Genomic DNA, 22203 nt, shown 5'->3' with positions numbered 1-22203 from the left:
AAGAAATTTGGAAGGAGTTTTTCATGATGATTATCGAAATTGATAAATTAGTCAAACGCTATGGAGATTTTGTAGCATTGAATCATTTTGATCTGCAAGTACAAGAAGGAGAGGTCTTAGGTCTGTTAGGACCAAACGGCAGTGGGAAATCGACTGCCATCAACTGTATGCTTTCTTTGTTAAATTATGACAAAGGAACCATCAAATTGTTCGGGACAACAATGACTCCTGAAAATTATGCTGTCAAGGCAATGATTGGGGTCGTTCCTCAAGACGTTGCGGTCTTTGACGAACTAAGTGTGCAAGAAAATATCGATTATTTTTGCGGTTTATATGTTTCCGAAAAAGAGAAAAGGAAAGCCTTGATTGAAGAGGTGATTCAATTAGTGGGATTAGAAAAATATGTGTCGTTTCGTCCAGGAGAACTTAGTGGTGGCTTGAAACGTCGGTTGAACATCGCATGTGGGATTGCCCACAAGCCGCGGTTAATTTTTTTAGATGAGCCGACAGTAGCTGTAGACCCCCAAAGTCGGAATAAAATTTTAGAAAGTATCAAGGAGCTGAATCGACAAGGAGCAACCATTGTCTATACAACACATTACATGGAAGAAGTAGAAATTCTTTGCGACCAGATCGTGATCATGGATCAAGGACAGGTGATTGCTAAAGGAACCAAAGAATCTCTAAAAGATATGGTACGGACGGCGGATCGTTTGACGATCGACATCCCATTACTCCCAGAAAACGTGTTGTCAGCGATTCAGCGAACAATAGCTTCTGATGGAATCGCTTATAAAAAAGGTCAGCTCCAAGTAACAACTACTGAACTAAATACAGTATTGTTGCCGATTCTTACAATCTTACAAGAAGAAAAGATCAGTTACGGAAAAATAGCAACCAAAGAAGCGTCCTTGAATGATGTCTTTTTAGAGATTACTGGCAAGGATTTGAGAGACTAGAGGAGGGGAAATAATGTTTTGGCATTTTTATAAATATCGCACAAAAATACTGCTGCGAAATAAATCCATGTTGTTTTGGACATTGGCCTTTCCAATTCTTTTAGGATTGATGTTTATGGCGGCCTTTGGCGAGATTGATCAAGGTGGCAATCTCGAAACGATTAATACTGGAATTGTAATCAAAGCGGATCAAACAGCGCTTTCGGAAAATTTTACCACAGTCTTAGAACAAGTCGAAGTCAATGATAAACCATTATTTGAAGTACAGGAACTATCAGAAGTAGAAGCGAATGAAAAGCTAAATGCAGATGATTTGGCTGGTTTTTATCTCATTGATGGTTCATCTGTTTCGCTCCATGTGGGTCAAGCAGGAATGAGTCAGACGTTGATGAAAAACGTCATGGATCAATTTTTACAGCGTATTGGTATAATTTCGAGTAAAGTGGCAGAAGTGGAGAACGTTGATCTCGCGCCCATCATGACTGCTTTTGAACAAGAAGTATCTTTTCAAGAAGTTCATGCAGGTCGTAATATGAGTTTCAAAAGTTTTTATTTCTTCACTCTGATTGGAATGGCGATTCTCTACGGGACGATGTGGGGGGTCCGCAATGTACAGGATCAGCAAGCAAATCAATCGTCAAATGGTATTCGCTTGTCCTTGATTCCTAGAAAGCAATCGTTAGTTTCAATCGCTAATTTGGCAGCAAGCTTTACGATTGTTTTGACAGAGATTTATATTATGTTAGCTGTCTTTCGTTTTATCTATCAAGTAGACTTTGGTGAACGTTGGCAATGGTTGATGATTGTTACCGCTCTGGGGTCGTTGTGTGCGATTTTGTTAGGTACATTGGTTGGTAATTTGATACCAAAAATGAATCTGGTGCAAAAGGATAGCATCTTGATTTCAGTGACGATTGCGATGAGCTTTTTTGCTGGTATGATGGGGTCGGAACAAGTGAAGTATTGGATTGATCTTCATATTCCGATTGTTGGTCAATTAAATCTCGTCAACTTGATCAGCGAAAGTTTGTATAAACTTTATTTCTACACTGATTTGGCTAGTTTTTATACCAATCTTCTATGGTTGATCGGATTTATTTTCCTTTTTGCGTTAGGAAATGCTTGGATGGAAAGAGGGGTGCGTTATGACGCTTTATAAAACGATTTGGACATTGCTTAAAGCAAATAAATCGAATTTACTGATAGGTGTAATTATCACTGTTGTTGCCACATTCTTTTTTGCGCAAAATATTGATGTTGAAAATACCTCTCTGCAAGATGCGAAAATCGCCTTGATTAGCGAAGAAGAGTCGCCTGTAGTCGAAGGCCTTCGTAAATATTTGAATGACAAGGAAACAGTCGTTACATTGGATGGAACCTCACAAAAAGAAATCGATGATGCTCTTTATTTTAATCGTGTAAACATTATCTTACATCTGCCTGCAGACTTTACCGAACAAGTCGAAGTAGGAAAGATGCCGACGATCAAGATACAGAGTCGCCCAGATGCCTTTTCTAAAACAGTTGTTACACAGCAAGTGAACACCTTTTTGCAAACACTGATTCTGTTTCAAGAAGAAGATAAAACAATCGATGCAGCTATGGAACAGACACAAATGGCACTCTCGGTTACTGGAGAAGTTGAGCTAAGTGCGGGATATAGTCAGCGGATGAAAAAGCTGTTGACGGGCACAACCTTTAATTTCTTGTCTTATGGGTTGTTTCTATCCATTTTTAGCGGTTTCAGCGTCATCAATCTAGCGTTTAATCGCAAAGAGATCAGTAAACGAAACCAGAGTGCGCCCATTACCAAACGAAACTTGAATCGCAAAGTAACCTTTAGTTTGATTAGTTACTCGCTGCTGTTGTTCAGTGGCTTCTTACTTCTAATGGTTCTGTTAGTGATCCACACCTCGTGGGATATAACGGTATGGTATCATATTTTAAATACTTTCTTGTTTTTATTGCCGGTCATTAGCTTTTCGGCTTGTATCACTTCATTGGTAAAAAACTCAGAAACCAGCGGTGGGATCAAAGATATTTTTATCACAGGCAGTTGCTTTATCGGTGGGGTGTTTGTACCAGCAGAATACTTGCCAGAAATGGTTAGCAAAATAGCGGCATTCACACCAACATATTGGTTTGTTCAAAATAATAACTTGATCAGTGAAACACTCAGTTACAATCAAACATTTGCAGAATCTTTTTGGTTCAATGGTTGTGTCTTAGTTGCTTTTGCTGCGGTGTTTTCAATGATCCAATTTATTTTGGGTAAAGAAAGAAACTATCGATGGCAACCCAATTGGGCAAAGAATTAACTGCATAGTAAAAAAAGGACTGTGACAAAAGTCGTGTCACAGTCCTTTTTTCCGAATAAACGGTGTTCCAGATGTAGCTTCTGACACAACCTCTTTTATTAACACCAAAACAACTGTTTAGTTGTGGTTATTGTGATATCAAAAGGTCGTTTTTCCATTTCTTCTCCATCTTCTTGACCATGTTGCGGTGTTGTTGAAACGATACGTAATCTGTTTGTTGTGTAGTGATGGAAATATTTCGATTTCAATTGTTTTTTCTGTATAAGTAAAAGAATGAGCCACAAGATTTTAAAGAAATTGATTCGTTCGACCACGACAAAATCAATGACTGGTTTAGACGCATCAGCAGTTGGAACAATCGCGATTCCTCCGCCAAAAAAAGGATGCTTCGTTGCTGTACATAAAAATGCGTTTGAAAAACTTAATTGTTTTCCTCCTGCATCTACCAGAATTGGAAATCCTTTTTGAGTGAATAAAGCACGGAGAATAGAGAATAAATACGAAAATGATCCTAAGTTGTATTTGTTCAATCGCTTTTTTGTGGAAGAATGATTTGTCGCATGGACGATAGCTGCATCTAATCCTATACCGAAATTATTAACAGCTATTCCTTTTTTTTCACTTATTTTTTCTTCATAAGCCATTATGTGGACTTTTTCTGGTGATTGAGCTGCTAAAATCAGCTGAAGTCCTTTTTTGGGATTTTTTGGAAGGCCTGCCCCTCGAGCAAAATCATTTCCAGAACCTGCTGGAATATAAGCAACTGGGAATTCTACTTCCATCTGATAGAAAGTATCAAGTACCTGATGTAAGGTGCCGTCACCTCCTACGATGATCAAAAGGGGGAAAGTATCGATTGTTTTCTGTTCTTCTTCTATCCAAGGAATCAATGTTTCTTTTGCCAAAGTTTCAGCAATCTCAGCATCGTGTCCTTTGTATTCACTATAATGAAGTGTATAGTCAATATGCTTATTTTTTAATACCGGTAAAATTCTTTCTGCTACTTTATAGCCATTTCCGCTGCCTGCCGATGGATTGATCAATATATGATAATGGAATTTCATAATTTCCTCCTGCTATTCAATAAAACAAGATATTTTAATACTCCTGTTTGCTGGTTAACCAATAATTAGCAAGCTTTTTCTATTTTTGAACGAAAGAAACTTGTTTTTTCAAAAAAATCTGTTACAAAATTAATTCTTGGTTATTATAGCAGAAGTCTAGGAAAATGAAAAAGGTCCGAAGACCGAAAAACACAAAAAAGCCTAGCAAGCGCATGATCCATTACTTACGTAAGGAGAAGTTCCAAGGTTCGGCATGTCCACTTAGATCTTCAGCTGCTTGCTAGACCGTTCTCTAGTAAGAGGTTGCTCAAATTCCCACATCCTTTTTTATTTATTTAAGTTTCACAACAATTCTGTTCTTGCAGATCCTACTTCGTCTGCTTTACTGGGAATTCTTATGACCCCTTACACTTACTTTATACCATATCCCACGATTTTTAGCAAACGTTTACATTATTTGAGCTTTTGCTTTTTTTAAAACAGATAAGACGGATTGAAATAAATGAAAAGTCTGTTATAATTATTGTTTGTTTCACATAACCGCGGTTCATCAACCATCCCGCGTTAAAAAAACTAGGAGAAAAGAGGAGAGAAAATGCAAAAAACGAAAAGCAGACAACGGTTATCCGTAATCGTTGTAAATGGCATCATCATGGCTCTTTATCTAGCGTTAACTATTTTAGTTGCGCCTGTATCCTCAGGGCCGATCCAGTTTCGTATTTCAGAAAGTTTGAATCATTTAGTTGTCTTTAACCGTAAATTGCTTTGGGGAGTTTTAGGCGGGGTCATCGTCTATAATGCCTTCTTTGGTTTTGGTATCATGGATGTGGTTTTTGGTGGCGGCCAAACATTGCTTTCTTTAGGCCTGACAGCTTTATTGCAAAACAAAGTGAAAAATGTAAAGATGCGTTTAGTATTGAACACGATCTTCTTTACCATCAGCATGGGACTGATTGCTTATATGTTAGTTCCAACAGGTGGCCAAGCATTTTGGACAACCTATGGCACGCTTGCATTAAGTGAGTTTATCGTCATGGCTGTTTCAGCACCATTGATGTATTATTTAGATCGCGCGCTTGATTTTGAAAAGCGTGTCTAATTATAAAAAGCGAAAAAAGAAAGCAGATTAGCTGTTTTCTTTTTTCGCTTTTTGATTATGCTTCTTGGTTTTGCAAATTTTCAATTTCTACCACTTTATAATTCTTTTTCTCTAAGTGGTTGACGATCGTTTCACATACTTTCGCTTCAGTGTTAGCCGGTAGCGTGATCAATGTACGTCGAATGTATTCGTCTTTTTCAATATCAAGAGTAATACAGCTGGCAATGCTGCTGTGTTTTGAAATGATTTTTGCAATAGCAGCCAAATCTCCTTGCTTTCCTGTGGAAGCAATTGTCAGTACATAGCTTCCTTGTTCTACGCTCCAAGATTGAGAGAGCATATTAAGCAACGTACTATGTGTCAAAATACCATAAAAATGATTTTCACTGTCAAGGACAGCAATATAAGGAAGCTCTTTGATCGTAAAGAATACTTTGAAGAAAGAAGTATCCAGGTAAATGAACTTTGTAGCGTTTTTCAAAAGATGAGTGACAGGAAGCGTCATATCACCGCCATTTGCTTTATGACGATAGATATGCATTTTGTAAATGTTTCCACGGAAAATATTACCTGAAGAATCTAAGATCGGCACACAACGGTATCCGGAAGTTTCTAAAATTTTTAATGCTTCTTCTAATGTACTAGTCTCTGTAACGGTTGTCAGATCTTTTTTCTTATATACAAGTGTTTTTAATAGCATCGCTATACCTCCAATTGTCTCATTTTAGCTTAATTTCAAATTAATCATATCATAATTTTATCCAAAACAATAGATAGTTTATTTCACAAATTGACAAGTAAAAAGTTACGTGATACTGTTATGAAGTATAAGTCTGATTCTCAGCAAGGGGGCAGAAGTAAATGGCAAAGAAAAAAGTAGCACTCGCTTGTTCCGTTTGTGGGTCTCGCAACTACACAAAATCAGTCAGTGAAGGAAAAAGCGGCGAACGTTTGGAAATCAATAAGTTTTGTAAATATTGTAATCAATATACATTACATAAAGAAACGAAATAAACAGTAGCAAGGGAGGTTGTCTCATGAAATTTCTAAAAAGCGTAAAAGATGAAATCAAACAAGTAACTTGGCCAAGCAGAAAACAACTCCGTAAAGATACGTTAGTAGTCATCGAAACTTCTATTATTTTCGGATTGATGTTTTACGTAATGGATACAGCCATCCAAAGTTTATTTGGCTGGATCTTAAAATAACTCGCTAGCCACAACGTACTTTTAGTGCTATAATGAAGCGAAAGAAAAACTTCGGGTGTACTGAGGTTTTTTTATTTTACAATGAAATGAGGAGCCTTCAATGGAATCTTTTGAAAAAAACTGGTATGTCTTGCATACATATTCAGGATATGAAAACAAAGTAAAAGCAAATATCGAATCTCGTGCGCAAAGTATGAAAATGGCCGACTTTATTTTCCGTGTCGTTGTTCCTGAAGAAAAAGAAACTGAAGTCAAAAATGGGAAAGAAAAAGAAATCGTTCATAAAACATTCCCAGGATACGTACTTGTTGAAATGATCATGACAGACGCTTCATGGTATGTTGTCCGCAACACACCTGGTGTGACAGGATTCGTTGGTTCACACGGAGCCGGAAGCAAACCAGCACCATTACTTCCAGAAGAAGTCAATCATATCTTGCGTTCTATCGGTATGAGCCTGCGACAAAATGATCTAGAAGTAGAAGTTGGCGAAGTCGTGAAAATCATCGAAGGCGCATTTGCTGGATTAGAAGGACAAGTAACAGAAGTTGACGGAGAAAAAGAAAAATTGAAAGTCAACATCGATATGTTTGGACGTGAAACAAGTACAGAACTTGATTTCGATCAAGTAGATAAAATCGATTAATAAAGAGACTTGAAATGTCGATCATATGATTGGCCTTTCAAGTCTTTCTTTTTTCTATATGGAAAGGAAGAGGTGTATGACAGAACCAATCAAAAATTTATGCAAACATGCGGCTACAGCAGCTTTAGTCCTTATCAGTTTGTTTGCGTTAAGTGGTTGCCAGACGACGAAGATAAATACTACTGAAGTTTCTGATAAAGAAAAAACGGCAGAATCCAGTAAAGTGATAGAAAAAACCACTATTCCAACACTATTTTTCCACGGCTACAGCGGGACAGAAAATTCCTTTAAAGGGATGTTGCGGCGTTTGGAAAAAAATCAGCAAGCAGTAAAAGAATTGGTTTTAACAGTAGGAACAGATGGACAAATACAAGCAACAGGAGATTTGTCTGGAAAAGCAGATAATCCGATGGTCCAAGTATTGTTTGAAGATAATAAAAATAACGAGTGGAATCAAGCAGAATGGATCAAATCTTGTCTTTTGTATCTGAAAGAAAACTACGGCATAGATAAAGTCAACATAGTGGGGCATTCCATGGGAGGAGCTAGTGCACTACGCTATTTAGGAACGTATGGACAGGATACGTCATTGCCACAAGTTCAGACATTAACAGCAATTGGCGCGCCTTTTAATGATTTTGTCGATGACAGTGCGCAGTCTCTGACAGATGAGTTAGCAAAGGGGCCTGCTGTCGTTTCTAACCGCTATCAAGATTACCAGCAAATGATCGGTAATATTCCTATAACCACTCGATTTTTCTTGATTGCTGGTCAACTAGATGAAACAGACTTGAGTGATGGAACAGTACCGTTAAACAGTGCATTAGCGGTCTATGCGTTGTTGAAGCAACGCGGAAATGAAATAGAGGAAAAAGTAGTGACAGGTGAAAATGCCTCTCATAGTATGCTTCATGAAAACCAAGAAGTAGATCAGCTTGTAAGTCGATTTATTTGGAAAGAATAGCGATAAAAGTATCTGAGAGTAAATGTTTGCTTACTTTTTGTAAGTTTAGTATGATTTATATGTAATCAAGAAGATGAAAGAAGGATCTACTATGACTTATCATACAAGTAATGAAGAACATCCAATCGATATTGTAAACATTGCCTCACTAGAAGGTCGTGTAAAAGAGCGCATGGAAGCAGGAGCTTTTGGCTATATTCGCGGTGGTTCTGAAGATGAGTGGACGATGAAAGAAAATACGACTTCTTTTAATACAAAGAAAATCATGCCACGGATATTACGCGGAATCGACTCAGCCGATTTGCATACATCTGTTTTCGGAATTGAATTAGATACACCGATTATCCAAGCGCCATCAGCGGCCCAAGGATTGGCACATGAAAAAGGGGAAGCTGATACAGCTAAAGGAGTAGCTGCTGCTGGATCAATCTTTTCCATCAGCACTTATGCAAATACGACAATCAAAGACGCAGCCGATGCAGCGCCAGGCGCACCGCAGTTTTTCCAATTATATATGAGTAAAGACGACAGATTCAATGAGTTCATTTTGAACAAAGCAGTAGAAGCAGGGGCTAAAGCTATCATTTTAACGGCAGATTCAACGCTCGGTGGTTACCGTGAAGAAGACGTCATCAATCAATTCCAATTTCCATTACCAATGCCTAACTTAGCTGCTTATAGCGAACAAAGTGCAAGTGGTAATGGCGAAGGAAAAGGAATCGCAGAAATTTATGCAGCTGCAAAACAAGGCTTGACACCAGATGACATCAAAACAATCAAAGAAATCACCCATCTTCCAGTTATCGTAAAAGGAATACAATCGCCAGAAGATGCAGTAATCGCTATCTCTGCAGGGGCAGATGGTATCTGGGTATCCAATCATGGTGGACGTCAATTAGATGGAGGTCCTGCTTCCTTTGAAGTATTGCCAAAAATTGCCGAAGTAGTCAACAAACGTGTACCAGTGATTTTCGACTCTGGTGTCCGTCGAGGAGAGCATGTCTTCAAAGCTCTGGCAAGTGGTGCTGACTTAGTTGCGATTGGCCGACCAGTGATTTATGGGTTGAATCTAGGTGGGGCAGAAGGAGTAACATCTGTTTTTGAACACCTGAACAAAGAATTGTTGATCACGATGCAACTTGCAGGAACAAAAACGATCGATGAAGTAAAAAATACGAAATTGATGGATTAATAAAAAACGAAGAGAAGGGCAATTAGTCCTCTCTTCGTTTTTTGTTATGAAGATAACTAATCTCTTAATACTCGAAATTAAGGAGCTTTATCACGCCCTCTTATTTAAAATCTCTTCCGCAAGTCGTTTAGCAGTTGGCGTAACAGCTAAGCCACCTTCTGCTGTTTCTTTGAAAATCGACGGCATTTGACGTCCGACTTGGTACATTGCAGCAACGACTTCATCCGGCGGAATGACACTTTCGATACCCGCTAATGCCATATCAGCAGAGATAAAAGCTTGAGAAGAGCCTAAAGCATTACGTTTGACACACGGGACTTCAACTAAGCCTGCAACGGGATCGCAAATCAGTCCCATCATATTTTTCAATGTAATGGCTACTGCTTGTGCTGCTTGATGAGGAGTCCCATTTTTTGCACAAACCAAAGCTGCTGCTGCCATTGCACTTGCAGAACCAACTTCTGCTTGACATCCCCCTTCTGCACCACTGATAGAAGCGTTGTTTGCGATAACTAACCCGAAAGCGCCAGCGGTAAATAAGAATTCCAATTGCTGTTCATGTGTTAAATCAAGCCGATCTCGGACAGCCATCAGCACACCAGGAACAACACCCGCGCTTCCGGCAGTCGGTGTAGCACAAATCAACCCCATTTTTGCATTGACTTCATTAACAGCTACAGCATTGCGTACAGCTTTTAAGATTGTTTCTCCACTTAAAAAGTCTGCCTCATTTAAATAATCATCTAATTTTTTTGCATCACCACCGGTAATTCCTGTGACGGAGGTGACACCTTCTTTTCCCTCGTTGATTGATTGTTCCATTACTGAGAGGTTTTTTTCCATGATCTCGATGATGTGACTACGGGAACGGCCACTCATTTCCATTTCAACTGCAATCATCAATTCTGCTACACTTGGATAAGCTTTTGCTTGATCTACTAATTCTTCAATCGATAAAAACATTTTTTTAGCTCCTTAATCGAAATAATTTACGCTGTCGATATTTGGCAGCTGTTTGAGTCTTTTTACCGTTTCTTCTACTTGAGGATCATCTACTTCAATTATCATAATGGCATTTTCACCTTTTGATTCCCGTGTCACTGTCATAGTGCCGATATTCGTATTGGTCTCAGAAAGTATACTAGTCACTTTAGCAATCATACCTGGAACATCTTGGTGGACAACGATCAAGGTAGGAGTACCCATGCTTAAAGAAATTTTGAATCCATTCAATTCAGAAATCTGGATATTGCCACCGCCGATCGAAATGCCGGTGACTGAAAGCTTTCGTGTTCCTTTTTTTAGAAGCATCTTTACAGAGTTTGGATGTTCGGCTTTTTCACTCTTAGGAACAAACAAGACTTCCATACCGGCTTCATATGCCAATTTCAAAGAATCAGCTAAACGTTCATCATCGGGTTCCATCCCTAACAGACCGCCAACTAATGCAATATCTGTTCCGTGCCCCCGATAGGTTTTTGCAAATGATTCATATAGATAAATATCTACAGAATCAGGTTGTTCGCCAAATATACTACGTATGATTTTCCCGATTCTAGCAGCTCCGGCAGTGTGAGAGCTACTTGGACCAATCATCACAGGTCCAATAATATCAAAGACACTTCTATACCTTAAATCTTTCATTTTCTCCACCTCATTTTGTTATGTAGGAATCTTTGTACAAGGGTCTAAAAAACCGTGTTATTGTTTGCTTTCATCTGTTGAACCATGCTAGCGCAAGTGTAACATAAAAGAAGAAATGGGAACGAAAAATTGTTGTTTTTTTAGAATAAATTTAGCGTTTATTCAAGCAAAATGTAAAAATAGCAGAAAAAAATCTTGAAAAAACAAATAAATTTGCTATACTGTACCAGTGTGCATTGTTTTGCACATTATTTGTCTGGATTTTTTCAGATCAGATAAAACGTGGGAGGAGAAATATGCATCTCCAATTAACCACATCACGGACTTAAGGAGGTATGTCTCGTGGCAAAGAAAGTAGAAAAAATCGTTAAATTGCAAATTCCTGCAGGTAAAGCAACTCCAGCTCCACCAGTAGGTCCTGCACTAGGTCAAGCGGGTATCAATATCATGGGATTCACAAAAGAATTCAACGCTCGTACAGCTGATCAAGCAGGTTTGATCATTCCGGTTGTTATTTCTGTATACGAAGACCGTTCATTCACATTCGTTACAAAAACACCGCCAGCTGCTGTTCTATTGAAAAAAGCAGCTAAAATCGAAAAAGGTTCAGGCGAACCAAACAAAAATAAAGTTGCGAAAGTTTCTAGCGATCAAGTAAGAGAAATCGCTGAATTAAAAATGGAAGACCTAAACGCAGCTAACGTTGAAGCAGCAATGCGCATGGTTGAAGGAACTGCACGAAGCATGGGGATCACTGTAGAATAATCTCTACACCCTAAGACAGCAGCTTCTCAGTTGGCTCTATATTGAAAGATATAGAACACGTGGGAGGTACAACCGTTATAACCACAATCAAGGAGGAACCAAAATGGCTAAAAAGAGCAAAAAAATGCAAGATGCATTAAAAAAAGTTGATTCAAGTAAAGTTTATCCTGTTGCTGAAGCAGTAGCTTTAGCAAAAGAAACAAACATTGCAAAATTTGATGCAACAGTTGAAGTTGCATACCGTTTGAACGTAGACCCTAAAAAAGCAGACCAACAAATCCGTGGTGCTGTTGTATTACCAAACGGAACTGGTAAAACACAAACTGTTTTAGTTTTTGCTAAAGGAGACAAAGCAAAAGAAGCTGAAGCAGCTGGTGCAGATTTCGTAGGTGACGACGACATGGTTCAAAAAATCCAAAACGGATGGTTTGACTTTGACGTAGTTGTTGCAACACCTGATATGATGGCTACTGTAGGTCGTCTAGGACGAGTATTAGGACCAAAAGGCTTAATGCCAAACCCTAAAACTGGTACAGTTACAATGGACGTAACAAAAGCAGTAAACGAAGTGAAAGCTGGTAAAGTAACTTACCGTGTGGACAAAGCTGGAAATATCCATGTACCAATCGGAAAAGTTTCATTTGACGATGAAAAATTAGTTGAAAACTTTGCAGCAATCCATGATGTATTGCTAAAAGCTAAACCATCAGCAGCTAAAGGTCAATACATGAAAAATGTAACGATCACAACAACATTTGGACCTGGTATCCATGTTGACCAAGCTTCTTTCTAATTAAATATTAGAATGTTGATTGATCCAACTGAAAAATAATTCTTGACTCAACTAGTTTAGCATGCTAAGCTAGTTGAGGTTAATAATTAACTTGTACCGAAGACAGTAGGTGGCATCAAGCCTTAATTTCCTACCGAGGACGTTTATTGAATATATTCAATAGTCCCTCTATGTCTGCGGTGGCATAGAGTTTTTTATTGTGAATCACTATGAACGAAGTGAAGAGATGATGAACAATACTGGTTGAGCAAAGCGAAAGGAGTTTCCTTTCGAGCAAAGCGAGTAGAATCACTATGAACGAAGTGAAGAGATGATGAACAATACTGGTTGAGCAAAGTAACTATAAAAGTGATTTGCCTTTTCAGTGCAAAAAAACTCTTCCATCAAAATTCAGGAGGTGAAACTCAAAAATGAGTGAAGCAATTATCGCAAAAAAAGCAGCAATCGTTGATGAAGTAAGCGAAAAATTTACAGCAGCTGCATCAGTAGTAGTCGTTGACTACCGCGGATTAACAGTTGATGAAGTAACACGTTTACGTAAACAACTTCGTGATGCTAACGTAGAAATGAAAGTTATCAAAAATTCTATTCTTTCACGTGCAGCTAAAAAAGCTGGCCTTGAAGGCATGGACGAAGTATTCACTGGACCTACAGCTGTTGCATTCAGTAACGAAGATGTAGTCGCACCAGCGAAAATCATGGACGAATTTGCTAAAGAAGCAAAAGCATTAGAAATCAAAGGCGGTATCATCGAAGGTAAAGTCTCTTCATTGGAAGAAATCACAGCATTGGCAAAATTGCCAAATCGCGAAGGACTTCTATCTATGTTGCTATCTGTACTACAAGCGCCAGTCCGCAACGTGGCTTACGCTGTCAAAGCAGTGGCAGACAAAGAAGATGGAGATGCAGCTTAATTGCCGCATAAAGCATTAAATAAAAAAGAACAATTAAACGGAGGAAATTATAATGGCATTGAACATTGAAAACATCGTTGCTGAGTTAAAAGAAGCAACTATCCTAGAACTTAACGACCTAGTTAAAGCTATTGAAGAAGAATTTGGCGTATCTGCTGCTGCTCCTGTAGCTGTAGCTGCTGCTGGTGGCGCTGCTGCTGCTGAAGAACAAACAGAATTCACTGTAGAATTAACTGCAGCTGGAGACCAAAAAGTTAAAGTTATCAAAGCAGTTCGTGAAGCAACTGGTTTAGGCTTGAAAGAAGCTAAAGCTGTAGTTGATGGCGCTCCTGCACCAGTTAAAGAAGGCGTATCTAAAGAAGAAGCTGAAGAATTGAAAGCTAAACTTGAAGAAGTTGGCGCATCTGTAACTGTTAAATAATTTTTACTATTTAAAAGCACTGAGATCCTATGTTGGATTTCGGTGCTTTTTTGTTTTTATGTTAAACTATTATTTAATGAATATAGATTTTTTTCAGGAGGAAATATGAAAAAGAAAATAATCCGATTGATGTTGATCACGTTGGGAATCATTCTGATACTGGTAGTGGGCTATCGGTTGTATTTAGAATATCAGACAGACATCCAATTATTTTTAAATCCGAGAGCGAGTAAGGCAGAGCTACTCGCACATATTCGTTCGCATGGGACTTTTGCATCGATACTCTTGATCGTATTGACAGCGGTGATGTGTGCTGTTCCAGGTATTCCTACTTCAGTAGTTGGAGTCATTGCTGGTTTGAGCTTTGGACCACTGACAGGTGCGATCATCAACATTTTGGGTAATGCTCTTGGTAACATCACTGCAATTTTCCTTATGCATCGCTTAAAATTTTTAGATAAGAAAACCGAAACGAATCATTGGGTGCAAGCAATCCGACAAATGAAACATCCAAAAATAGGTGTAATGTTAGGCTATATGATACCGGTTATTCCATCTTCTATGGTCAATTTTGCTGCAGATGCGATGAAATTGCCTCTACAGCAAATCATATTGTCGATCGTGATTGGAGTCATCCCTTCGTCTGTGTTGTATGCGTGTGGTGGAGAAGCTCTGTTTCACGGATATAACAAAACTGCAGTCACGTTGGTTGCAAGTGTTACTGTGCTAGTAGGGTTAGTTGTCTTCATTTATAAAGATCGCAAGAAAAAACAAGGAAAACAAAGACAAAAATAATAAGTGTGGCGAATAGTTGTATTTTTCTATTTCCAATCTTTTCCATAAGTTGTAAACTAAGATAGGAAATGGGGGAAATCAATGGAGAGTAAAGAAAAAACACCTTTAACAACGTCGCTTATTTTATTATTATCAATCACTTGCGGTGTCGTTGTTGCCAATATGTATTACATCCAGCCGATTGGAACAAAAGTAGCAGCTAGTTTATCTGTTAGCACAAGTGCAGTCGGGATATTAACAATGTTGACTCAGTTAGGCTATGCACTAGGGCTACTGTTTTTAGTTCCTTTAGGGGACGTGGTGGATCGTCCAAAATTAATTATACGAATGGCAGCGTTATCTGCTATCTCGCTGTTGGCCGCTTTTTTTGCGCCTTCGTTTGCGTTATTTGCATGCGCTTCTTTTTTAATAGGATTACTTTCGATCGTGCCGCAAATCATCATTCCTTACGGTGCGGTACTAGCGGGACCAAAAGCAAGAGGGAAGGTCATGGGTACATTGCTTAGCGGTTTACTCGTGGGGATTTTGCTTTCTCGGACGGTATCTGGTATTGTTGCCAGTCTTTTTTCTTGGCGGATGATCTATTTATTTGCTTTATGTGCAGTCGGAATTCTTACACTTCTGCTTTACTGGAAAATGCCGCGTTCTGTCCAGCAAAGTAGTACAGCTGTTTCATACCTTGATTCACTTAAAAGTTTGCCGCATTTAGTTGCTTCTCAACGTCTATTAAGAGAAGCGGCAGTCAGTGGATTTTTCATGTTTGGAACATTTTCGATCTTTTGGTCTACGTTGATTTTTTATATCAGCAGTCCCGCCTACAATTGGGGAACATTCGAAGCAGGGATATTAGCGATTTTTGGTTTGTCTGGAGCAGTTGCTGCACCTATCGTGGGACGACTGGCAGATTCTTATTCTGAAAGAAAAATCGTGTATATGGGACTTGTTATGCAAACAATAAGCTTTATTGCTTTATTGGTTGGCGGAAGCCATTTGGCCATTTTGCTTTTAGCTATTATTTTATTAGACGTCGGGAATCAATTTGGTCAAGTCGCCAATCAAACACGAGTACAAGGGCTAGGTGAAGCAGCAAGCAACCGAAATAATACTGTATTTATGTTTATGTACTTTATTGGAGGTGCGGCTGGTTCATTGCTAGGGACGACAATGTGGCAGCAGTATGGCTGGTTAGGTGTAACGGTTAGCGGTCTTGTTTTTCAAGGATGTGCGTTCTTCTTTCAAACAGTTGTTTTTAAAGGAAAGAGAAATCTCGAAAATAAAAAATAGACGAAAAGAGGTTGTGAAAAGCTGTTCTGCATCAAGTAATAAGAATAGCCAAATAAAAATAGCTCCTCATATTTTGCCGTTTTTTGAGCTAATACCGAAGGTCAGCTAATTGGACACCATTTATTCAGAAGAAGGAGTTGTGACAAAAATTTTGTCACAGCTCCTTTTTTTCAACTATTCAATCAAACGTTTATTTTGGTTCAATCTCAATGACTCGTTGCACAAGATCTTGATAAAATTCTTGTTCATGAGAGACGATGATTACTGTTCCTGGAAATTTCTGTATCCCGTCTTGTAAGCTTTCTTTCGTTTCTTGATCGATATGGTTCGTCGGTTCATCGAGAATCAGTAAATTGCCTTGGTTCATTGTCAACTGTGCAAGTTTCACCTTAGTTTGTTCCCCACCACTTAATGTAGTGAGAGGTTCACTTGCTAATTGATTAACTAACCCTGCTTTAGCTAGTTGGCGACGTAATTCTTTGATAGTCGCTTTTGGAAATTGACTGCTTAAATATTGTAGTGGTGTTTCTAATGGATTTTCCCAGTACAGATCTTGTGAAAAGTAATTGATTTTTGTGTTATCTGGGAAGTGGAAATCGCCACTTATTTTTTCAATCTCACCGATCAGTGTTTTTAATAAAGTAGATTTTCCAATCCCGTTGAAGCCTCGAATGGCAATATTTTCACCAAAGCGGATGGTCAAATTGATGGGTGCAAGTAGCGGTCGATCATATCCGATGACTAAATCAGTTGTTTCCACTGCTAATGTCGTGACAATAGGCGAGAATGGAAAATCAAAGACAGCTTTACTTGCTGAAGCTGGAGGCGTCAGCCGTTCGATTTTATCTAATTGTTTTTGTCGGCTTTTTGCCATCGTTGATCGGGAACCGGCTTTGTATTTTCGAATATAAGCTTCGGTCTTTTCGATTTGTTTTTGTTGAGCATGATATTGGCGCAAATAGCTTTCGCGATTTTGTTCCTTTTGTTTCAATGCTTGTTTTAGATGGCCAGTATACTTAGTAATCTTTCCAAACTCGATGTCTGCGATATGGGTGGTGATCTGATCAAGAAATTCTTGGTCATGGGAAATCACGATATACGCACCGTCAAAATCCTGAAGAAACTGCGTCAGCCATTGGATATGCTGATCATCTAAGTGATTGGTTGGTTCATCTAAGATCAGAACATCTGGGTTTTCTAAAAGTAGTTTTGCTAAAATCACCTTTGAACGTTGTCCACCACTTAGATTTTTCAACAGTGAATCTAAACCTAAGACATCGATCCCCAACCCGCTGCTCATCTCAGAAACTAAGGTGTCGATTTGATAAAACACTCCTTGGTCTAATTCCGTTTGGAGTTTCCCAGCTTTTTCCAGCAAGGAATCATCGAAGGTCTCGCTATATGTTTGGTAAAGAAAAGCAATTTTTTCTTCCTTTTCGTATTCTTTTGCGTACGCAGTTTTTAGAAATTCTTCGATTGTTAATGTTTCATCGACTTCCACATATTGATCGAGGTAACCTTTGTGAATATTTTTTTGCCAATGGATCTGTCCGTCATCTGGTAAGATCTCACCAGTGATGATTTTAATCAATGTACTTTTACCGGCTCCGTTTTGTCCAATCAGCCCAAGATGTTCGCCAGCATTTAATTGCAGATCGACACCTTCATAGAGGATTTTGTCGCCAAATTGCTGGGTAATGTTGTTTAATGTCAGTATACTCATAATAACTCCTTTTTCATAAAAAAACTGCAGACATAAAGCGTCCACAGTGAATCACTTGCTTGGTTTTCATGCAACATGGATTGTTTGATTGAACCATCTTATGAAACCTAACACGGATTCCTATTTATTGTCAAGAAAATGAAAAAAATGCAATTTGGTCTATACTAATTATTGTAAAAAGAAAAAAAGAATGCTATAATTGGGCTATACCAAAATACAAAGGAGCAATCACTATGGAAATCATTCGTGTAAAAAACGCTGAAGAAGGCGGAAAAAAAGCATTTGAAATCATCAAAGAAGGTATGAACAAAGGTGCAAAAGTATTAGGATTGGCAACAGGAAGCACACCAGTTACTTTATATAAAGAAATGACTTCAAGCGATTTGGATTTCAGTGAAATGACTTCTGTAAACTTAGATGAGTACGTTGGACTAGGCGGTTCAGATGAACAAAGCTACCGTCATTTCATGGATGTCCAATTATTTGATAAAAAACCATTCAAAGAAACGTTTGTACCAGATGGAAAAGCAGAAGATCTGGAAGCAGCATGCAAAAAGTATGATCAAATCATCGATGCACATCCAATCGATATCCAAATCTTAGGAATCGGGCAAAATGGACATATCGGTTTTAATGAACCTGGTGCTTCATTTGACGGAACGACTTCAGTAGTTGACTTAACAGAATCAACAATCAATGCAAACAAACGATTCTTCGATAAAGCAGAAGATGTACCAACAAAAGCTGTTTCAATGGGAATCGGTTCAATTATGAAAAGTAAAGAAATCGTCTTGATGGCATTTGGCGAAAGCAAAGCTGATGCAATCAAAGGGATGATTGAAGGACCTGTAACGAATCATTTACCAGCAAGTGTATTGCAAAACCACGACAATGTTGTTGTGATCATCGATGAAGAAGCAGCAAGTAAGTTGTAATTTTCAATAGTAGGCTAAAGAGGTTGTGAAATCAGCGTTTTGACCTGAGTATTAGAGAAGACAAAGGAAAAATAGCTCCCCATATTTTGCCGTTTGTTGAGCTAATACCGAAGGTCAGCAGATTGAACACCGTTTATTCATAAAAAGGACTATGACAAAAATTTTGTCACAGTCCTTTTTTCGTAAGAGGTAAAAATTGCACTTTTTTTGTCTGCTCCTTTCAGACATGATATATTGGACTGGAGGGTGTTTAGATGAATGATATGGTATTGACAATTCCAGAGATTATTTTACGTTTAGGGATCGCTATGCTATTTGGTGGAGCAATCGGTTTTGAACGACAATATAAAAATCGTCCAGCAGGTATGCGTACGCATATTTTAGTTTGTATGGGAGCATGTATCATTGCATTGATCCAAGTTGAGATCGCTAGTGGTGCATTAAGAGATGCTTTAGAGTATCCACAGCTTGCTGGAACGATTCGTTCAGATGAAGCAAGGCTGATTGCTCAAGTGGTGAGTGGTGTCGGTTTCTTAGGCGCGGGAACGATCATCGTCACGAAACAATCGGTGACGGGACTTACGACTGCCGCTTCTTTATGGGCTATTGCTGGATTAGGGATCGCCATCGGCATGGGTTACTATTCCATTGCGATCATCAGTTTTATCGGGATTGCTATTGCACTCACAGTAGTGAAACGCGTGATCCATGTACCTACGACTAAAAAGTTAGAAATCCAATTTATCCATAGAAAAGAAACCAAAGATTTTCTTACCGATTATTTTGAAGAGAAAAATATCGTAATCGAAGATGTGAATTTTGATGTAAAATTCGTTGATGACTACCGAGTGTACAAAAATATCTATACGATTGATCTTCCAAAAGGGCTCACTTATGCCGATGTGATCGAGGAGTTGTCCGTACACAAAAATATCACAAAGTTGCATTTAGTCAGTATTGCGCAATAAATGATCTGAGGTTGTAAAATAGATGTCCTACATCAAGTAATAAGCCCAGCCAAATAAAAATAGTTCCTTATATTTTTCGTTTGGCTGGGCTTATTACGAAGATGCAAGCTTTTGAACACCGTTTATTTGGAAAAAGGGACTGCAGTATAATTTTTGTCACTACTTCAAACCGTGTTTTTGTTTAAGTACTCGTCTACTCATTAAAATATGTTTATTTTTTTTGTTTTTTTTAAGCAAATGAAAATCTCAGCGCGTAACTCTTTGTTAAATGATAGAATAGAAGTATCAAAGGACCTTGGAGGAGATGTATGCAATCACTTTTTAAACAATCAAAACTATTTTTCTGGACAGTGGAGCTAGTACTCACGATCATCGGCGTGTACTTTATTTTACAAATGCCGAATATTTTTAGTCCAATATTGAAAATGCTTTCGGCAATTTTTTTACCATTGCTTGTTGCTGGTTTTATCTATTATATGTTCGATCCAATCGTTGTTTTTCTCGAAAAGCATCGGATCCCGAGAGTGTTCGGTTTTTTATTGACGTTTTTGGTCGTAATCATTTTAGTTGTTTTAACTGTCATGAATGTAGTGCCTCAGTTAATGGAACAGACAATTCAATTGACCCAGAGCTTGCCGACGTATGCAGATGAAACAAGCAAATGGTTAAATGAATTGGCGCAGCGGGAAGAGTTTAAAAATTTCAATTTGGAAGAACAATTAGCATCAGCAAATTTATCTCTTAGTAATTTGTTCAATATCATATTAGTCAGTTTATCTGCAAGTGTCTCAAAAATCATTTCATTTATGATGCAATTTTTTATTTTGTTATTTACCGTTCCATTTATTTTGCTATTTATGTTCAAGGATGGGCACAAATTTATTGATGCGTTGTCTCACTTCTTTCCGAAAGCGATTCGTAAAGAGTTACGCCAAACGGTAAAAGAATTAAACGAAACATTATCTGCCTATATCAGCAGTACGATCTTAGATGCTTTGATTATTGGTGTAATGAGCTTTTTGGCAATGAGAATATTCGATCAGCCTTATAGCTTGTTGCTTGCGGTCATTTGCGGAATTACGAATATTATCCCGTATGTCGGCCCTTTTATTGGAGCGGTACCAGCAATCATTGTCGGTTTGTTTATCTCTCCATTTCAAGCTTTGTATATGGCGTTGTCGATTTTAGTGATCCAACAATTAGATGGAAATTTGATCAAGCCGTTGTTATTTGGGAAATCAATGAATATCCATCCTTTGACGATCATCTTGGTATTGATTGGAGCAGGAAGTGTCGCAGGAATATTAGGCATGCTGATTTGCATACCTGTCTATGCAGTGATTAAGACGATAATATTAAATATCCGGAAAATCTATTTATTGAGAAGAATGGAACATGTTTCGGAAAAGTTAGACAGTCCAAAAGTGCTGGAAGAAACAAGTGAATAAGCATAAAAAAGAGTTCAGTGTACATTTAAAATATCTGTACGCTAAACTCTTTTTATTTTTCGAAAAATTTTTGAATTAAAATAAATCCTTATTCCAATCCAATCAAATAATCGTCGTCTTTCATCGCTTCTACATGACCTAACAAATAGCCGTTTCCGACTTGTGAGAAGAAGTCATGGTTGCTTGTGCCTGTTGAAATCCCGTTCATTACGATTGGGTTGACATCATTGGCAGTATCTGGAAAGAGTGGATCCATCCCTAGGTTCATCAATGCTTTGTTGGCATTATAGCGTAGGAATGTCTTGACTTCTTCTGTCCAGCCGATTGGATCGTATAATTCTTCTGTATAACGTTCTTCGTTTTCGTAAAGCTCATAAAGAAGATTGTACATCCAGTCTTTTAACGTTTCTTGTTCTGCTTCAGGTAACTCGTTGAATCCTAATTGGAATTTGTAACCGATGTAGGTTCCATGTACAGATTCATCTCGGATGATTAGTTTGATGATCTCTGCTACGTTAGCCAATTTGTTGTTTCCTAAATAATAAAGAGGAGTATAAAAACCTGAATAGAACAAGAATGTTTCTAAAAAGACGCTGGCAATTTTCTTTTCTAGCGGTGTACCGTGTTTGTAGATTTCATTGATACGCTCAGCTTTTTTTTGCAGATAAGGATTCGTATTTGTCCAGTCAAAAATTTCTTCGATTTCTTTTTTCGTATTCAGTGTACTAAAAATAGAAGAATAACTTTTGGCATGAACGGATTCCATGAATTGAATATTGTTCAAAACGGCTTCTTCATGGGGAGTGCGGACATCTTTACGCAACTGATCCATGCCACTTTCAGATTGGACAGTATCTAGCAGTGTCAAACCGCCAAATACATGTCCTACTGTATCTTTTTCCAATTGAGACAATGTACGCCAATCATCTAGGTCATTTGAAAGTGGGATACGTGTATCTAGCCAAAATTGCTCTGTCAGCTTCTCCCAAGTGGATTTATCAATGATATCTTCAATTTCATTCCAGTTTATTGCTTCATAATATGTTTCTGACATGAGAATGCT

The 22203-nt window shown here is 38.2% G+C and carries 24 protein-coding genes, 1 riboswitch and 1 other annotated feature; of the genes, 18 read left to right on the top strand and 6 right to left on the bottom strand.

The window, feature by feature from the left end; all coding sequences use genetic code 11:
• Positions 1-26 precede the first annotated feature (26 nt).
• From OS138_RS02535 to OS138_RS02525, 3 genes are read left to right on the top strand one after another with little or no spacing between them, the layout of a single operon-like run.
• Positions 27-959, top strand: coding sequence for an ABC transporter ATP-binding protein (locus OS138_RS02535; RefSeq protein ID WP_002324227.1), 933 nt, complete (start codon positions 27-29; stop codon positions 957-959).
• A gap of 13 nt (positions 960-972) precedes the next feature.
• Positions 973-2118, top strand: a complete 1146-nt coding sequence (locus OS138_RS02530; RefSeq protein ID WP_002301301.1) for an ABC transporter permease — start codon at positions 973-975, stop codon at positions 2116-2118.
• Positions 2105-3277: an ABC transporter permease gene (locus tag OS138_RS02525; protein ID WP_002318551.1), complete on the top strand. Its 1173-nt coding sequence runs from the start codon at positions 2105-2107 to the stop codon at positions 3275-3277. Before OS138_RS02530 ends, OS138_RS02525 begins: the two co-directional genes overlap by 14 nt.
• Positions 3278-3375: 98 nt before the next feature.
• Here OS138_RS02525 and OS138_RS02520 read toward each other — a convergent pair whose 3' ends face one another.
• Positions 3376-4341, bottom strand: a complete 966-nt coding sequence (locus OS138_RS02520) for a diacylglycerol/lipid kinase family protein (RefSeq protein ID WP_002294549.1) — start codon at positions 4339-4341, stop codon at positions 3376-3378.
• A 536-nt stretch (positions 4342-4877) separates the two neighbouring features.
• Positions 4878-4924: riboswitch (PreQ1 riboswitch) on the top strand.
• A gap of 12 nt (positions 4925-4936) precedes the next feature.
• On the opposite strand from OS138_RS02520, the gene OS138_RS02515 reads away from it, so the two are divergent.
• A complete protein-coding gene (locus tag OS138_RS02515; RefSeq protein WP_002294548.1) occupies positions 4937-5440 on the top strand; it encodes a QueT transporter family protein in 504 nt (167 codons plus the stop codon).
• Positions 5441-5495: 55 nt separating this feature from the next.
• Here the strand turns inward: OS138_RS02515 and cbpA are convergent, their stop codons facing one another.
• Positions 5496-6140 carry a cyclic di-AMP binding protein CbpA gene (cbpA, locus tag OS138_RS02510; protein ID WP_002294577.1) on the bottom strand — a complete coding sequence of 215 codons (645 nt, stop codon included), beginning with the start codon at positions 6138-6140 and terminating at the stop codon, positions 5496-5498.
• 161 nt (positions 6141-6301) lie between these two features.
• On the opposite strand from cbpA, the gene rpmG reads away from it, so the two are divergent.
• The 5 genes from rpmG to OS138_RS02485 all read left to right on the top strand — a co-directional run bounded on the left by rpmG (position 6302) and on the right by OS138_RS02485 (position 9450).
• Positions 6302-6454 carry a 50S ribosomal protein L33 gene (gene rpmG / locus OS138_RS02505; RefSeq protein WP_087626409.1) on the top strand — a complete coding sequence of 51 codons (153 nt, stop codon included), beginning with the start codon at positions 6302-6304 and terminating at the stop codon, positions 6452-6454.
• Positions 6455-6477: 23 nt separating this feature from the next.
• Positions 6478-6648, top strand: a complete 171-nt coding sequence (gene secE / locus OS138_RS02500) for a preprotein translocase subunit SecE (protein ID WP_002294579.1) — start codon at positions 6478-6480, stop codon at positions 6646-6648.
• 100 nt (positions 6649-6748) lie between these two features.
• The gene (gene nusG, locus OS138_RS02495) at positions 6749-7294 is read left to right on the top strand and encodes a transcription termination/antitermination protein NusG (RefSeq protein ID WP_002294580.1); all 546 of its coding nucleotides are present in this window, start codon (positions 6749-6751) and stop codon (positions 7292-7294) included.
• A 76-nt stretch (positions 7295-7370) separates the two neighbouring features.
• On the top strand, positions 7371-8258 hold the full coding sequence (locus tag OS138_RS02490) for an alpha/beta fold hydrolase (protein ID WP_087626410.1): 888 nt from the start codon (positions 7371-7373) through the stop codon (positions 8256-8258).
• A 91-nt stretch (positions 8259-8349) separates the two neighbouring features.
• Positions 8350-9450 (top strand): lactate oxidase, encoded by a 1101-nt coding sequence (locus OS138_RS02485; protein WP_087626411.1) that lies wholly within the window; start codon positions 8350-8352, stop codon positions 9448-9450.
• 90 nt (positions 9451-9540) lie between these two features.
• Here OS138_RS02485 and sdaAA read toward each other — a convergent pair whose 3' ends face one another.
• Together sdaAA and sdaAB are read right to left on the bottom strand one after the other, a co-directional pair.
• Positions 9541-10413, bottom strand: a complete 873-nt coding sequence (gene sdaAA, locus OS138_RS02480) for an L-serine ammonia-lyase, iron-sulfur-dependent, subunit alpha (protein ID WP_002294584.1) — start codon at positions 10411-10413, stop codon at positions 9541-9543.
• A 12-nt stretch (positions 10414-10425) separates the two neighbouring features.
• Positions 10426-11094, bottom strand: a complete 669-nt coding sequence (gene sdaAB / locus OS138_RS02475) for an L-serine ammonia-lyase, iron-sulfur-dependent subunit beta (RefSeq protein ID WP_002294585.1) — start codon at positions 11092-11094, stop codon at positions 10426-10428.
• 342 nt (positions 11095-11436) lie between these two features.
• Here sdaAB and rplK point away from each other — a divergent pair, with 342 nt between their 5' ends.
• From rplK to OS138_RS02445, 6 genes are all read left to right on the top strand, one after another.
• Complete coding sequence (gene rplK, locus OS138_RS02470; RefSeq protein WP_002291638.1) at positions 11437-11859, top strand: 50S ribosomal protein L11; 423 nt, start codon at positions 11437-11439, stop codon at positions 11857-11859.
• 103 nt (positions 11860-11962) lie between these two features.
• Positions 11963-12652, top strand: coding sequence for a 50S ribosomal protein L1 (gene rplA, locus OS138_RS02465; RefSeq protein WP_002294587.1), 690 nt, complete (start codon positions 11963-11965; stop codon positions 12650-12652).
• A gap of 78 nt (positions 12653-12730) precedes the next feature.
• Positions 12731-12858 (top strand) — a sequence feature (ribosomal protein L10 leader region).
• A gap of 204 nt (positions 12859-13062) precedes the next feature.
• Positions 13063-13566 carry a 50S ribosomal protein L10 gene (rplJ, locus tag OS138_RS02460; protein WP_002291634.1) on the top strand — a complete coding sequence of 168 codons (504 nt, stop codon included), beginning with the start codon at positions 13063-13065 and terminating at the stop codon, positions 13564-13566.
• Between the two features lie 52 nt (positions 13567-13618).
• On the top strand, positions 13619-13987 hold the full coding sequence (gene rplL, locus OS138_RS02455) for a 50S ribosomal protein L7/L12 (protein ID WP_002294588.1): 369 nt from the start codon (positions 13619-13621) through the stop codon (positions 13985-13987).
• Positions 13988-14092: 105 nt separating this feature from the next.
• Complete coding sequence (locus OS138_RS02450; RefSeq protein WP_087626412.1) at positions 14093-14782, top strand: TVP38/TMEM64 family protein; 690 nt, start codon at positions 14093-14095, stop codon at positions 14780-14782.
• 81 nt (positions 14783-14863) lie between these two features.
• A complete protein-coding gene (locus OS138_RS02445) occupies positions 14864-16066 on the top strand; it encodes an MFS transporter (protein WP_087626413.1) in 1203 nt (400 codons plus the stop codon).
• Between the two features lie 190 nt (positions 16067-16256).
• Here the strand turns inward: OS138_RS02445 and OS138_RS02440 are convergent, their stop codons facing one another.
• A complete protein-coding gene (locus OS138_RS02440; RefSeq protein WP_325069645.1) occupies positions 16257-17789 on the bottom strand; it encodes an ABC-F family ATP-binding cassette domain-containing protein in 1533 nt (510 codons plus the stop codon).
• Between the two features lie 233 nt (positions 17790-18022).
• Here OS138_RS02440 and nagB point away from each other — a divergent pair, with 233 nt between their 5' ends.
• The 3 genes from nagB to OS138_RS02425 all read left to right on the top strand — a co-directional run bounded on the left by nagB (position 18023) and on the right by OS138_RS02425 (position 21140).
• Positions 18023-18724 (top strand): glucosamine-6-phosphate deaminase, encoded by a 702-nt coding sequence (nagB, locus tag OS138_RS02435; RefSeq protein ID WP_002287787.1) that lies wholly within the window; start codon positions 18023-18025, stop codon positions 18722-18724.
• A 254-nt stretch (positions 18725-18978) separates the two neighbouring features.
• Entirely contained in the window at positions 18979-19692 is a 714-nt protein-coding gene (locus tag OS138_RS02430; protein ID WP_002287788.1) for an MgtC/SapB family protein, read from the top strand.
• A 308-nt stretch (positions 19693-20000) separates the two neighbouring features.
• Positions 20001-21140, top strand: a complete 1140-nt coding sequence (locus OS138_RS02425; RefSeq protein ID WP_325069643.1) for an AI-2E family transporter — start codon at positions 20001-20003, stop codon at positions 21138-21140.
• Between the two features lie 88 nt (positions 21141-21228).
• Here OS138_RS02425 and nrdF read toward each other — a convergent pair whose 3' ends face one another.
• A complete protein-coding gene (gene nrdF, locus OS138_RS02420) occupies positions 21229-22194 on the bottom strand; it encodes a class 1b ribonucleoside-diphosphate reductase subunit beta (protein WP_002287792.1) in 966 nt (321 codons plus the stop codon).
• Positions 22195-22203: the final 9 nt, after the last annotated feature.

This window comes from Enterococcus sp. E5-37, assembly GCF_035726925.1.
Classification (GTDB): Bacteria; Bacillota; Bacilli; order Lactobacillales; family Enterococcaceae; genus Enterococcus_B; species Enterococcus_B faecium.
The sequence above is the reverse complement of the archived record's forward strand: the minus strand, read 5'-3'. Positions and strand labels throughout refer to the sequence as shown.